This is a genomic window from Sporanaerobacter sp. PP17-6a, from assembly GCF_900095615.1.
Lineage (GTDB): Bacteria > Bacillota > Clostridia > Tissierellales > Acidilutibacteraceae > Acidilutibacter > Acidilutibacter cellobiosedens.
The window spans coordinates 29,174-44,360 of record NZ_FMIF01000001.1; the positions used below are offsets into that span (position 1 = coordinate 29,174).

At 34.1% G+C, this 15,187-nt stretch carries 13 protein-coding genes; all 13 read left to right on the forward strand.

What is annotated here, in order from left to right:
* Complete coding sequence (locus tag PP176A_RS00150; RefSeq protein ID WP_071138435.1) at positions 1-1,056, forward strand: ABC transporter permease; 1,056 nt, start codon at positions 1-3, stop codon at positions 1,054-1,056.
* Positions 1,043-2,170: an ABC transporter permease gene (locus tag PP176A_RS00155; RefSeq protein ID WP_071138436.1), complete on the forward strand. Its 1,128-nt coding sequence runs from the start codon at positions 1,043-1,045 to the stop codon at positions 2,168-2,170. The genes PP176A_RS00150 and PP176A_RS00155 overlap by 14 nt, the downstream gene beginning before the upstream one ends.
* 435 nt (positions 2,171-2,605) lie before the next feature.
* Positions 2,606-3,190: a zinc dependent phospholipase C family protein gene (locus tag PP176A_RS00160; RefSeq protein WP_071138437.1), complete on the forward strand. Its 585-nt coding sequence runs from the start codon at positions 2,606-2,608 to the stop codon at positions 3,188-3,190.
* A 16-nt stretch (positions 3,191-3,206) separates the two neighbouring features.
* Positions 3,207-4,373 carry a glycosyltransferase family 4 protein gene (locus tag PP176A_RS00165; protein WP_071138438.1) on the forward strand — a complete coding sequence of 389 codons (1,167 nt, stop codon included), beginning with the start codon at positions 3,207-3,209 and terminating at the stop codon, positions 4,371-4,373.
* The gene (locus tag PP176A_RS00170; RefSeq protein WP_071138439.1) at positions 4,336-5,571 is read left to right on the forward strand and encodes a radical SAM protein; all 1,236 of its coding nucleotides are present in this window, start codon (positions 4,336-4,338) and stop codon (positions 5,569-5,571) included. Before PP176A_RS00165 ends, PP176A_RS00170 begins: the two co-directional genes overlap by 38 nt.
* A 44-nt stretch (positions 5,572-5,615) precedes the next feature.
* Positions 5,616-6,782 carry a nucleotide sugar dehydrogenase gene (locus PP176A_RS00175; RefSeq protein WP_071138440.1) on the forward strand — a complete coding sequence of 389 codons (1,167 nt, stop codon included), beginning with the start codon at positions 5,616-5,618 and terminating at the stop codon, positions 6,780-6,782.
* 330 nt (positions 6,783-7,112) lie between these two features.
* On the forward strand, positions 7,113-8,855 hold the full coding sequence (gene yfcC, locus PP176A_RS00180) for a putative basic amino acid antiporter YfcC (RefSeq protein ID WP_071138441.1): 1,743 nt from the start codon (positions 7,113-7,115) through the stop codon (positions 8,853-8,855).
* A gap of 36 nt (positions 8,856-8,891) precedes the next feature.
* Positions 8,892-10,085, forward strand: coding sequence for a beta-aspartyl-peptidase (iadA, locus tag PP176A_RS00185; protein WP_071138442.1), 1,194 nt, complete (start codon positions 8,892-8,894; stop codon positions 10,083-10,085).
* Between the two features lie 252 nt (positions 10,086-10,337).
* The gene (locus tag PP176A_RS00190; RefSeq protein ID WP_071138443.1) at positions 10,338-11,393 is read left to right on the forward strand and encodes a hypothetical protein; all 1,056 of its coding nucleotides are present in this window, start codon (positions 10,338-10,340) and stop codon (positions 11,391-11,393) included.
* A gap of 299 nt (positions 11,394-11,692) precedes the next feature.
* Complete coding sequence (locus PP176A_RS15730; protein ID WP_083381698.1) at positions 11,693-12,820, forward strand: DUF3885 domain-containing protein; 1,128 nt, start codon at positions 11,693-11,695, stop codon at positions 12,818-12,820.
* A 193-nt stretch (positions 12,821-13,013) separates the two neighbouring features.
* Positions 13,014-13,559 (forward strand): RNA polymerase sigma factor, encoded by a 546-nt coding sequence (locus PP176A_RS00200; RefSeq protein ID WP_071138444.1) that lies wholly within the window; start codon positions 13,014-13,016, stop codon positions 13,557-13,559.
* 3 nt (positions 13,560-13,562) lie between these two features.
* Complete coding sequence (locus tag PP176A_RS00205) at positions 13,563-14,309, forward strand: hypothetical protein (RefSeq protein ID WP_071138445.1); 747 nt, start codon at positions 13,563-13,565, stop codon at positions 14,307-14,309.
* Positions 14,310-15,185 carry an ABC transporter ATP-binding protein gene (locus PP176A_RS00210; protein WP_071138446.1) on the forward strand — a complete coding sequence of 292 codons (876 nt, stop codon included), beginning with the start codon at positions 14,310-14,312 and terminating at the stop codon, positions 15,183-15,185.
* Positions 15,186-15,187 lie beyond the last annotated feature (2 nt).

Genomic DNA, 15,187 nt, shown 5'->3' on the forward strand with positions numbered 1-15,187 from the left:
ATGAAAAGTCTATTAAGAAACTGCATATATCAAGGGAAGTGTTCAATAAGGGACTGGGGATTTTCATTTTGGAGCGTATTATACCCCCTAATCTTAGCTGTTTTTTTCTATACGGCCTTTAACGGAATGATAAATATGAAATTGGAAGATATAGATGTAGGTATAGAAGATGGTAACAAGATATCATATATATTAGAAGAAACCGATCTTTTAAAGATTCATAAAATTTCTCGGGATGAGATAAAGGAAAAACTGGATAACGGAGAAATCGACGGATTTATAGACAATGACTTAAATATAACTGTAAAAGAATCAGGCATAAACCAAACTATAATAAGGGAAATAGTGGAACAGATAAAACAAATGGAAAAACTGAACAGGCCTATTGAAAATTATGACTTTAATGTGAACTATGTGTTGGACAGAAATCAAAAGGCAAATTCCATGATTATTATATTTTATTCATTGATTGCAATGTTTTCTACCTATGGAGTTTTTACCGGGATTGAAACAGTTAGTTTCATCCAAGCTAATTTATCTAATATAGGTGCCAGGATTAATGTTACGCCGCTAAAAAAACACAGTTTTCTATTAGCTGGAATCATAGTGGCATTAGCATTAAACCTGCTGTCCAACGGACTGCTTCTTATTTTTATAAAATATGTTTTAAAGATTGAGTTATTTAAAGAAATGAAATACAGCAGTATCTTTATAATATTGGGGAATTTATTCGGAGTTTCCTTAGGAGTATTTATAGGTGTTTCTAATAAAAAATCTGTTAATGTAAAAACCTTAATCTCCATAGCTCTGACATTATTTTTGTCCTTCCTGTCCGGTATGATGGGACCTGATATTAAAACAATGATAGATACAAGGGTTCCTGTTTTAGGTAAAGTAAATCCCATATCTATAATAACAAATAACCTGTATAGGATAAATTTATTGGACAGTACTAAAAGTGTAGGAGAAGGAATTTTCCTTTTATCCGTTTATTCTATAGTTTTGATTTCCATATCCTATATATTCTTAAGGAGGCGGAACTATGACAGTATATAAGTATTTTATTAAAATAGCATTAAGAAATAAATGGGCTATTCTTTCATATACTATTATATTTTTTATAATAGCTGCTTTAAACGGTTCCAGTACTTCACAGAGAGAAGCTAATTTTGTGGAAACTAAATTAAACGTAGGAATAATTGACAACAGCAAAAGTGAATTATCAGGAGAGTTAAAAAAATATTTAATAAAAAAGAACAATATAGTTGAGGTTGGCTCGGATGAATCATCCATAAAGGAGGAGATTTTTTTAGGCATAGCAGATGCCGTAATAGTAATACCTGAAGATTTTGAAGAAAGGGTAATAAATAAGGAAAAGGCTGTTGAGGTTTATAGGGATGACAGAAAAATGGAGTCTGTACAAATTCAAACACAGCTCAATAAGTTTTTTGTCTTCATTAACGCAACTTATGAAAATGGCAGGTTTAATTTAAGCGATGTAAACACAGCTTTAGATGAAAAAGCTACGGTAAACCTGATGAAAGACGGAGGAAAGGTTAAAGACCAAGGTGCCGTTCAATGGTTTAGGTATTATTATAATTTTACCAGCTATGTAATTATAGGCATTTATATTATGGTAATGGGCTTGGTAATGAATGACTTTATGAATGAAAATGTTGATAGCAGAAGGAAAATATCTTCAAAGAGATTTTTACGGTTTAATGAGGAGATATATTTGGGGCAATTATCATTAGCCGGTTTGATTACACTGATTTTTATTTTAGGAAGTATTGTTCTAAGGGGGAAATATATCGGAGAAGTAAATTTAGGTATGTATGTAGCTAATTTAGCGGTTTTTTCATTTACAATTCTGTGCCTTACATTTTTAATAAATAATATTGTTAAGAACAAATTTGCAATAAGTGCCATTTCCACAGTATTATCCTTGGGGACTTCGTTTATATCCGGAGTAATGGTTCCACAGCAGCTTTTGGGAAAGAATGTTTTAACTGTAGCAAAATTTTTTCCAACTTATTATTATGTGAAAATAAATGATATGCAAGCTAATTCCTTTTCGGACGTAAGATATGAAATTTTCATGCAACTATTATTCGCAGCAGCGTTTCTATTGATGGGACTGTACTTTTCTAAAGCAGCCCAAAAAGCTTAGCGACGTAAACAGCACAAGAGAACACACGGGGACGGTTCTCTTGTGCTGTTTTTTTGTCCTCAAATTGTGTTAAAACCAACATTTACGGGCAGATGCCTTGTTTAACAAAAAAATTCTATGGCTGCAATGTTGATAATTGCAGCCATAGAATTTTTTTATCAAGTATTCTCTATGGTAGTTAAAAAGAGATCACTCTGCAGGGGTGCAGAGTGAATAAAAGTTATTAATCGCCGAATAGTCAATCGCATTGTGCTAAATCAATTGACTATTAATATTATACCATAAATAGATGTAAGAATTTAAAAAATGTTGAATACTTAATATATTTCTGCGGTTAACTTTATACTTTACATAAACATAAAGTGAATTTAACATATACTTTTAACTACTTTGTTATATTTATAGTAAAGACAGAGTAAGAAGGGAGGCAGATATATGTTCTTTTTTACGCATCTTTTCATATCTAAAGAATTATATCAGCACTTTTCCGGAGAAATGAAAATAGATAGGCGGGCATTTGCTTATGGCAATATAAAGCCCGATTTGCCGCTTTTAAAACACGATGCCCATACTTTAGAAAATTGTCTTTTTATTGTTTGTGATAAATTCAATCGTATTATGGAGGAGGAAGAAACATCGTCAGAAGAGTTTTCAATGGAATTAGGTGAGATTTGTCACTATGTATGCGATTTCTTTTGCTATTATCATTTAAGTGAAGAAATATACAACAAAAAAATCCGGCATTTTTTATATGAATTAAGGCTTCATTTTAAGCTGTATATAATTCGATTTACACATGGGTTTACGATGTCGCCCAGCAAGATGAAACCTAAAAGGAACATAGTTTTTATAGTAACCGAAATGCGCAAAGCCTATTTTTCTCAGCCTGACAGTATGAAAAAAGATCTGGATTATGCTTTTTTAAGCACTATATGGATTTGTGAATCCATCATATGTTATATGAAGCATTCTTCCAATGCTTCAGAGAAAACTGAATTGGCACTTCATTCTTATTATTAATGAAAGGGGAATATCTATGAAAATCGCTTTATTTGCTGATACTTATCTACCACAGATAAATGGAGTGACTAATACTCTAAATAAACTTATTCAATATTATGATTCAATGGGAATCCAGTACAAAATATTTGTACCAAAATATAATACGGAGATACCTGATGAAAATATTGAACAATTCTATAGCGTTAGATTCTTTTTATATCCTGAGTCCAGAGTTGCCTTTCCGAATTCTTTTAGGATTTCTTCTCTTCTTTCGGATTTTCGACCTGATATCATTCACAATATGACGGAATTTAATATGGGAATTTCCGGTCTGAATTACGGTAAGAAACATGGTATTCCAACTGTATCAAACTATACCACAAATTTTTCCCAATATGCGGATTACTATAAAGTTAATTTTCTAAAGCAGCCTATATGGAACTATATGAAATGGTTTCATACACAAAATGATATGACCTTATGTCCTTCGGTTGTGGCTCAAAAACTTTTATATAATCATGGCATCTATAATACGAGATTATTTTCACGAGGCATCGATTATAAAAAATTTCATCCTATGTATAGAAGTAATCAGTTAAGAGAACAGCTCGGAATTTCAGATAAGATTGCTTTCCTTTATGTCGGAAGAGTATCCTACGAAAAGGATCTTGATATTTTAAGTGAGAGTTATCAAGATATCCATCGAAAATATGGAACCAAAGTTGCTATGATTATCACAGGAGACGGTCCATATCTGGAAAAATGTAAGGAGATGTTCCCGAAAGATACTATATTTACCGGTTTCAAAAAGGGAAAAGAACTCTCGAAAATATATGCTTCCTGTGATATATTCATTTGTCCCTCTTCTACAGAAACTTTCGGTAATGTAGTTTTAGAGGCTATGGCTTCCGGGCTTCCTGTTATTGGGGCAAATGCCGGCGGCGTCGGAGAAATCATTCAACATGAAATAACCGGACTTAAGTTTTCACCGAGGGATCCTGAGAAACTCGTACAATGTATGGATAACCTTATAGAAAATGCCGATCTCAGGAATCGTCTTAAGAAAAATGGACGGAAATTTAGCGTTAACAGGTCATGGGATAAAATATTTAACGGGCTTATCAATACTTATCATGAAATATTGGAACAGAAAGGAGTAAATGATGAAACATACCAAAAATCCTGTTTTTCAAATCGATAATTTGCGTTCTGTATTGAATGGAAGAATTCCGGGACAAGTGGTAATCCAATATACAAACAATTGTAACGGTACTTGCCCTCAATGCAGCATGAGAAAAACGGAAACATATCCCCGTTCCAGATTATCGGAAGACGAGATTTGCAAAGTTATTGATTCAGCAGTACGGCAAAACGTCCAAGCAATTTCTTTTACGGGAGGAGAACCATTTCTCTATCAAGACTCCCTTATTCGGCTGATTCAATACGCATCCGACCGCAATATTCAATTTATCAGAACCGGTACCAACGGTTATATGTTTACTAACTCGGATAGTATTGGCTATACGGATAAAATTCATCGGCTTGCAGAGCGGCTGTCAAAAACTAAGCTCCGTAATTTCTGGATTAGTATAGATTCGGCCGATGCTCAAACTCACGAACAGATGCGGGGATTAAAAGGTGTTATTCAGGGAATAGAAAAAGCATTGCCTATTTTTCATGGGCATGGTATTTATCCTGCTGCCAATCTCGGAATCAATAGAAATACCGGCGGTTTGGATAAGATATCCACGAAGATGACGGATAAGGAAGTTTTTTATCAGGAGTTTAAAGAAGCTTTTGAGCATTTTTATCAGTTTGTTATAAGCCTGGGATTCAGTATGGTTAATGCTTGTTATCCTATGAATGTCAACGGTGATGACCGGAAAATGAAAGCCGTTTATGGTGCAACCTCTATAAATCCTGTCGTTAATTTTTCCAAAGAAGAAAAAATACAGATATTCCAAGCTCTAATGGATACCATTCCAAAGTACCGTTCCCAGATACGAATCTTTACACCGCTGGTATCGCTGTATTCCTTGATTAGACAATTTGAAGGTGATGAAGATTTCTCCATTCCCTGCAGGGGCGGTATTGATTTCTTTTTCATTGATGCAAAGGACGGAAATACATATCCTTGTGGCTACAGAGGAAACGAAAGTATGGGTAAATTTTACGACTTGGATATAAAAGCTGTGAAAGAGAAGCCATTCTGCAAAGCCTGTGATTGGGAATGTTTTAGAGATCCTTCCGAGATGATCGGCTATTTAATATATTCTTTTAAACATCCCTTCAGCTATATTACAAACGGTATAAAAGACAGTACATACCGAAATTTATGGAAAAAGGATTTGAAGTATTACAGAAGCTGTAGTTTTTTCGACGGAAGGAAGCCATTCTGAGGAAAACAGGGGGCATCAACTAATATTGTTTAGGAGGAATAAAGGTGAAAATAGCAATAGCGGGAACAGGTTATGTAGGCTTATCAAATGCGATTTTGTTGGCCCAGAACAATGAAGTTACAGCATTAGATATAGTTAAGGAAAAAGTAGATATGATCAACAACAAAAAATCTCCGATTATAGATAAAGAAATAGAGAAGTTTTTATCGGCAAAGGAATTAAATTTGTTAGCTACCACTGATAAATATAAAGCCTTCAAGGATGCTGAGTATATTATCATTTCTACGCCGACTAATTATGATCCGGATAAAAATTACTTCGATACAAATACAGTAGAATCCGTGATTACAAATGTATTGTCTATTAATCCTGATGCAGTAATGATAATTAAATCTACCGTACCCGTAGGTTATACGGAAAATATAAGAAAAAGGTTTCGCACGGAAAATATTATATTTTCACCGGAATTCTTGAGAGAAGGCAGTGCCTTATATGACAATCTATATCCATCGCGCATCATTATAGGTGAAAGATCCGAGAGGGCAAAGAAATTTGCCGGTTTATTAGCTCAAGGTGCCGTTAAAAAGGATATTCCAGTTTTATTTACGGATTCTACGGAAGCTGAGGCAATTAAATTATTTGCTAATACGTACCTTGCAATGAGAATAGCCTTCTTTAATGAGTTGGATTCCTATGCAGAAATCAGAGGATTAAATACTCAGCAAATTATAGAAGGAGTCGGGCTGGATCCGAGAATAGGAAATCATTATAATAACCCTTCTTTCGGCTATGGAGGGTATTGTCTTCCAAAGGATACAAAGCAATTACTGGCTAATTATAAAGATGTACCCAATAATATAATAAGGGCTATAGTGGATGCTAACAGAACAAGAAAAGATCATATAGCGGAGATGATTTTATCTAAGAATCCAAAGATTGTCGGGATATATAGATTGACTATGAAAACCGATTCTGATAATTTCAGGCAGTCTGCCGTTCAGGGAGTTATGAAGCGGATTAAGGCGAAAGGCATAGAGGTAATAGTATACGAGCCGTTTCTTAATGCGGATAATTTCTATAATTCAAGAGTAATAAAAGATCTGAATGAATTTAAAAATGTATCTGAAATAATAGTAGCAAACAGGATGACTGATGAAATTAAGGATGTTGAAGATAAAGTTTATACAAGGGATTTGTTTAGAAGGGATTAGGGTACCCCAAAAATTAGTTAGGTCAGCTGATTTGAATATGTCTTAGAGAATGAAATATTTTTTAATATCTGTTGTCTAAAATTTTTATAAGAGATATAATAACAGTAAAAGATTTGGTTTTTAAAGATAATAAAAGGTCGGTGCTCAGACGTTTTGAGAACCCTATCGTAAGATAGGGTTTTGATTTATGAAGAATTACTGCAATCGATTAATATTAAAAGAATTATTTGGAAATAATATTCAAATGAAAATTGACATGAAATTTATATTGAAATTTTAATGGTTACAAATCAATTTGCAATTTGTGTATATGTAAAAGGAGGAAATAGCATGACTAAGAAATCTAAAACACAACAAAAAAATGGAAGAGACTTTACAAAAATACGTACACCTCATACTTATGCAATCATTTTTGTGGTAGTGCTTATTTGCTGGGTCTTAACATTTATTATTCCTGCGGGGAAATTTAGTGTACATGAAATTGAATACAAAGATTCTAACGGAGAGGTAAAAACCAAGACTGTATTAATGGCGGATACATTCAGGTACAGTTATAACTTAAATACCGATTTTTTATCTGTGAAACTAAAAGATTTATCTAATGATGCTGAGGCTCTTCAACAAATCGGAGTTGACCAAAAGGCTTTAAAAGAATTCGTTAAGACGGATCCTAAAACCTGGGATCAATCTAAATTAGATGATTTGGGATTAACAGATGATGTTCTGTATGAAAAATACGGCAGATCCATATATGATACAAGCAAAAAGTTACATAAAACTGCAAATGTATGGGGTACAGATGATTTTAACGGTTTCGGGTTTATGAATTATGTTTTTGAAGGTCTTGTCACCGGAGACAAATACGGTTCTGCAGTGGGAATAGTAGCATTAATTTTAGTTGTTGGCGGTTCCTTTGGAATTATTATGAAAACAGGAGCAATTGATGCCGGAATCCATGCTTTTATAAGAAAAACAAGAGGGCTTGAAAGACTTGCACTTCCATTATTGTTTTTTATATTTTCTCTTGGAGGAGCAACATTCGGCATGTCCGAAGAGGTTATTCCTTTTGCGATAATAATGGTACCCTTTGTCATTGCATTGGGATATGATTCAATTGTTGCTGTTACAGTTACTTTTGTGGCTTCTCAGGTTGGCAATGCAGCTTCCTGGATGAGTCCTTTCAGTGTGGCTATTGCACAGGGAATTGCGGGTATACCGGTATTATCGGGTGCAACGTTCAGACTTATAATGTGGTTTATAATAACGGCTCTGTCGGCGGTATATATGATGGCATATGCTGAAAAGATAAGAAAGAAACCGGAACTTTCCGTAGTCTATAACAATGATGAGTATTTCAGAAACAGAATAGAAAATGTAACAGAAGAAGAAATGAAGTTTACCCTTGGTCATAAGCTGATACTTCTTGAAATGCTGGCAGTTTTAATTTGGATTATTTGGGGCGTTACTGCAAAATCCTATTATATACCTGAAATAGCTTCTCAATTCTTTGTTATGGGTTTTGCAGCAGGGGTTATAGCAGTTATATTTAAATTGAATAATATGACGATAAATGATATGGCATCATCTTTCCAAAAGGGAGTTGCCGATTTAGCCGGTACGGCAATTGTTGTCGGTATGGCAAAGGGGATACTTTTAGTCCTCGGAGGTTCCGATGCTAATGTTCCGTCGGCTTTAAACACGGTTTTGTACGGTGTGGGAAATGCTTTAAGAGGCGTGCCCGCAGTTGTAGGCGCTTGGAGTATGTATATATTCCAAAGTTTGTTCAATTTAGTCGTTACATCGAATTCAGGCCAGGCCGCGCTTACGATGCCGATCATGGCCCCTTTATCGGACATAGTTGGTGTCCCGAGACAGATTGCCGTTTTAGCATATCAGCTTGGGGCAGGTTTTTTGGATGCATTTACCCCTGTTTCCGCAAGTTTAGTCGGAGTACTGGGTGTTGCAAGAATAGATTGGTCCAAATGGGCGAAATTTCAGATTAAAATGCAGGCATTCTTTTTCTTATTGGGTACTATTGCAATAATTATTGCCGTATCCGTGGGCTTACAGTAAATTAGGTTGATAGTAAGAATAGGGAGGAATAAAATTATGATCACAATAATAAGAAATGCGGACGTTTATAAGCCTGAGCATATAGGCGTCAAAGATGTTTTGCTGCTGGGAAATAAAATTGCGGCGGTAGATGATAATATTTCTATAGAAACAAAGGGCTGTGTCGAAGTGAAAGAAATTGACGGAAAAGGTAAATCATTAGTTCCGGGTTTTATTGATTGCCACGTTCATATTTTAGGAGGCGGAGGGGAAGGAGGATTTGCTACAAGGACTCCCGAAGTTACATTGACGGGCCTTACTTCTGCAGGAGTTACTACTGTTGTCGGCTGTCTGGGAACAGACGGAATGGCCAGGGATACGATATCTCTTTTGGCAAAGGCCAGAGGATTGGAGGAAGAAGGAATAACTACGTATATATACACCGGTTCATACAGGTTGCCTTTAAAAACAATAACCGGAGAAATTATGAAGGATATAATGGTTGTTGATAAAATTATCGGTATAGGAGAGGTCGCCTTATCGGACCACCGATCTTCTCAGCCTACATTTGAAGAATTTATAAGAGCAGTGGCAGATGCGAGAGTTGCAGGAATGCTTTCGGGGAAGGCAGGTATTATTAATATTCATTTAGGTGACGGACCAAGAAAGATTGATTTTTTAAAAAGAACATTGAAAGAAACGGAGATACCTATTACTCAGTTTTTACCGACTCATGTAAACAGGAATCCCGAACTTTTTGAAGAATGTGTTAATTATGCTAAAGATGGAGGATATATAGATTTTACCGGAAACGAAGATCCCGATTTTTGGGAAGAGACAGACGGAGAAGTAAGATTCAGCAAGGGACTTAAGAGATTGCTTGAAGAGGGTGTGAACCAGAACAATTATACACTTTCATCTGACGGTCAGGGCAGTATGCCGATATTTAATGAGAAAAAGGAGTATGTCGGAATAGGAATCGGTAAATCGACATGCTTAATCAAGGCAATAAAGGAATGTGTTAATCGTGAAAACATATCTCTTGAAACGGCAATAAGAGCAATTACGTCAAATCCTGCAAGAATATTAAAGTTGAATAATAAAGGCAGAATTGAAGCAAATATGGATGGGGATTTGTGTCTGTTAGATGAAAATCTTGACGTAGACACTGTAATAGCTAAGGGGAAAGTAATGGTGCAGGATAAGAAGCCTGTTGTATATGGGATTTTTGAAAAAAATGTTTTGAAATAAACTGTTTAATATGAAAAAGGAGACCTCTTAGGGTAGAGAAATTTCTTGAACCCAAAGAGGTCTTTTTATTTATAAAAGATAATAAAAGGGCTGTATCTCCGGTTTGAATTATATGTCGGAATTTGCGATGAATAATTAGAGGAAATTAAAAATATTTACAGAAATAATAAATGTTAATAAAATGTAGTACTCATACTAATTGCATTATTCTGCGATTAGCTAATTAAATTATATTAAAGGGGGAGTTGTTTTATGAAAAGAACCAGAAAATTAGCGGTAATACTGACAGTACTTATGATTCTATCAGTATTTCCAATGGGAGTTTTTGCTGAAGAAGAAAGCAAAAAAATGCCCACGGCATCTTTTGATGAAAAGGTCACATTGAATGATGCAGGAGAGGTTATGCCAATTCGCAGAGCCGTTTTGAATCTTGAAGACGAAGATGGGCCCTATACAGTTACCAGAGTCAGACTTAGAGATGTGGCTTTTGCTTTGAGCAGTACTGAGGCTAAATTTGATATCAGTTTTGATGAAAAACAAAATGCTATCATCATTACAACAGGAGTACCCTATGAGCAAAGTGAATATGACAAACGGGAAATTGATTTAAAAGATGCTAATATTATTGATTCGCCGCATAAAGTACTGGTGGATGGAGTGGAGGCCAAATTAGACGCTTACAATATTGATGGAGAAACATATACTTCAATTACTAAATTGAGGAAAGCGTTAGGAAATAAGTTCTATGTCAGAACGATTCACGATACGGGAGAAACCCTTATAAGTTTTGAAAAAAATGATATGGAAGAATTCACAAAAGAGGCATTTGATGCAAAAGTTAAGGAAAAGAAAATTACATTGGTTTATGCCGGTGCTCCATGGTGCCCCTGGACCAAATTAAATCTTAAAGGATTAATACCTTTCCAGGAGTACATTGAAAAGAATGGTGCAGATGCACAGATTATAGCAATGGTACATGATTATCAGGATTATTATAAATCGGATGTTCTGAGAGACTATCAGGAATCCTCATCTAATTCCGAGAAAGAAATGACGTATTATCCGTTCTATACAGTTGGTATGACTTCCGAGGGTTGGGATCATATCAGCAAAATTGCGGGAACGGAACTGAAGTATCTTCCGTCCATATTCTTTATGAACGACGAGGGAAAGCTTATTAAATATATCCAAGGCGGAGAGGATGAAGGAGAAGATCAGGAGGAGACAGATGAAAACGGAGAACCGGTTTCTTATAATTACATTGAGATGTACGAAGAAATTATAAAAGATTTAGATAAGGCAGAATAAAGTAATGTAGGCAAGGGATATATCCTTTGCCTGATTTTTTTGTCTAGAACCATTGTAATCGATAGTACATTGGCTAACAAATTATTCTTGTTCATGATATGGAATAGTATATTAATTTTATATTGTTAAAAGGTTATTTAAAAGTATATAATTAAAACATAAATGCACAAATTTTTTAAGAGATTATATGTTGCAGAAATTAATCATAAAGAATATAATTTGAAAATTTTAAAAATGACATGGCAGTGACTGCCGTTGTTGGTGCGGACTTGATAATAAAACAGGAAGGTGAATAGGTATTGAAAATCCAAGAAAAACCAAAGGACATTTTAGAAAATATTTTAAGACAATATGAAACGGGCGACAAAGTTTTATTTCAGCTGAGGCATAAGTCTATGCTTCATGTAGATTTAAGCAGGGGTTATCAATATTTAGAAGACGGCAGTTTAAATGAATCCTATGTAGAAGAATGTCTTCAAAAAGCAGTAGAAGTGTACAACTTTATGAAATATAGCGATAATCTTCTGGTCGTTTACGAGGATTCCTATGGAAAAGATAATGAAGCAGAAAAGAAATTTTTAGAGAGTACTTTAATAGGTATAACCGAATACGATACATATAAACTAAAATGGCAGTTTCCTATAAACAAGGATGATTTACCTATGCACAGAGATGAAGAAATCTACACTTGTACAAGACATATTTATCATGTAAAAAAGGTGAATATAGAAAAACTTTTTCCGAAAATTATCCTATCGGATATAGGTGGAGAAATGGATTTTTGTTCATCTGTTTTTATTATAGATATAAATAGTAATTGTATTTTCCATTTATATGATGACAGAGGGCTTTACCTATTTGCTTCTGAAGAAAGATACCTCACAAATGTATGGGGAGAATTTCATGATAGTATTTCTAGAGATAACAGGGATTTTAAAATAGAAGTAAATAATCTTTATTGGATAGATGGAAAGAAGGATGATCCTGATGACTTATGCCTTCATGGTGATATAGAAGTAATTATAGGAGAAGAAAAATTATCCTGTTCCTGTACTGCCAGTGCGGCAGCGCTCAGAATGTTAAAGACATTGTCTGAAGACCATTTACTAACAAAAGGAGAACAGATGCTGCCTTGCTGCGGTTTTTTTATGATTCCGAACGAAACCTTAGATGAGGTGGAAATCAGCGGATGTGATAACGGAGTTGATTGGACTGTTCTGCATGATGATGGAATGATAAGGCTCATTACCGAAAAGGGAAACATCGTATATATTTATTACCTTCAGTATAAAGAGGAAGTTTTGCGTTTTGTAAATGTGGTGGAAGAGTATTATAAGAAATCCTTGCCTAAGAATATTCCGGCAGACGAATTTGAGAGGAATGGATATATAGCATTTTGGAATGAATGGAATAGGAGGAGAGGTTAGTTTGTGGATGTTTTTTGAGGCTGATGATAGTATAGAAGTAGCGGGATAATGATTTATTCATATTGAGCCATGTTAAACCTATGTTGGTAACATGGCTGTTTTTTTTCAGTGAAATAAAACTATTTAGAAATCTATTACGGATATAATAATAGGTAGTTAGGAGATTATAAAACATAAGAATAAGTGGTGAGAAATGGACAGAGATAGAAAACTGATAAGAAAGATAAAAAAGAAATCGGATAAAGATGCGGCTAATGAACTTATTTCCATATATTATAAGGAAATATATGCCTATGTATATAAGCAGACTATGGATAAAGAACTATCTATGGATTTGACTCAAGAAATATTTATAAATCTTTTGAAATCAATATATAGTTATGACGAGAAAAAGGCTTCTTTTAGAACTTGGCTGTATAAAGTTGCAACATATCGTCTGGTGGATTATTATCGTTCCAAATATTACAGATATAACAGCATGACAGTATCTATTGACCAATTTGATATATACGACAAAGAAGATATAGGAATTACATTAGAAAATAAAGCAGATGTTGAGAAGATAGTCAGTATAGTAAACAGATTGGATACTTCTGCACAACAGATATTCAGATTAAAATTCTTTACGGATTATACATTTTTGGAAATATCAAATGTATTGGGAATACCGGAGTCTACAGTCAAGACAAGATATTATTCCATGATTAAGAAGATTAAAAGAAAATTTGAGGAGGGATAGTATATGAAGATAGATATGCCGAGTGAAAGAGAGGTAAAGGCTGAAATAGACAGTATTACGGAACAGGGATTAAAAGGGAAAGAATCATTTTATTTCTATTTAAAAAATATGTATAGGCAAATAGGAATCAGATACTTATTTCATGACGGCCTGGAGATTATCTTTATTATATTATTGATATTTTCTGTTTTATTTCCTGTAGTTACAAGCAGCAGTATGTATTATATGGAAAACATCGGAGGTATATATGCCTGCCTGTTTATGGTTTCTCCTGTGTTATATCTGACAATGTCCCTTTTAAGCTTTATTAATGCAAAACAGAATAAAACCTGTGAGATAGAGATGACATGCAAATACAATATATATCAGATATCGGCTTTTAGAATGCTCATATTCAGCGTTATATGCATTTTGTTTAACTCTTTCTTTATATATATAGTTGCATATGTATATGAAAAAATAGATTTTTTAAAAGCTTTCATAATCTCCATAGCATCATTATTTCTTTTTTCTACAGTTTTTCTGTTTACCATAAATAGGGTTAAAAACAGATATGTAAAGTATTTTATCATATTAGGTTGGATAATCTTCAATTTATCATTATATATATTTAAAGTTGATTTTTATATAAAGTTTCTAAATGGTATTTCTTTATATACATGGATTATGGTAACCCTTGGTTCTGTATTTGTATATATAAAAAACCTTAAAGCACTTATTGTATTTAGAAATAAAGAAGGGATGGTTTAGATGTTGGTTGTGAACAATGTAAGTAAAAGTTATGGCAAGTTTTTAGTTCTTAAAGGCATAAATATTGAATTTGCAAATGGTGTATATGGTTTATTGTCACCAAACGGAGCAGGGAAAACTACTTTGATCAAGATGCTGACTACCTTGATTTTTCCGGATGAAGGAGAAATACTTTATGATGGTACCGAAATCTCTGCAATGGGAGATGATTATAGAGACATATTAGGCTATTTGCCGCAGGAGTTTGGGTATTACAAAGATTACAGCCCTAAAAGATTTCTTCGCTATCTGTCTGCATTAAAGGGAATAGACAGAAAGAAAGCAGAAAAAAAGATAGAACAGCTTTTAAAATTAGTCGGTCTTGAAAATGTTGCAAATAAAAAGATGAGAAAGTTTTCGGGAGAAATGATTCAGAGAGTCGGTATAGCTCAAGCTATGCTAAATGATCCTAAGATTTTAATATTAGACGAGCCTACGGCCGGATTAGATCCAAAGGAAAGGGTACGCTTCAGAAATTTATTGGCGGAATTGTCCCGGGAGAGAATAGTTATTCTTTCTACCCATATTGTCTCTGACATAGAGTCCATAGCTAATGAAATAATTATGATAAAGGATAAGAAAATCTTATATAAGGATACTTTAAAAAACATATGCAAAATCCTTGAAGGAATGGTCTATGAAACAAAGGTTGAGTTTGATGAAGTTCCGAGCTTTAGAAATAAGTATTTTTCTCTCTCGGAAAAGCAAGAAGATGACAAGATGAAAGTCAGATTTATATCTGAAGATAGGCCGGAGAATTCCTGGGATTCTGTAAATCCAAGTATAGAGGATGTGTTTCTCTATGTATATAAAGATGAAATCATAAAAGAGGAGTAAAT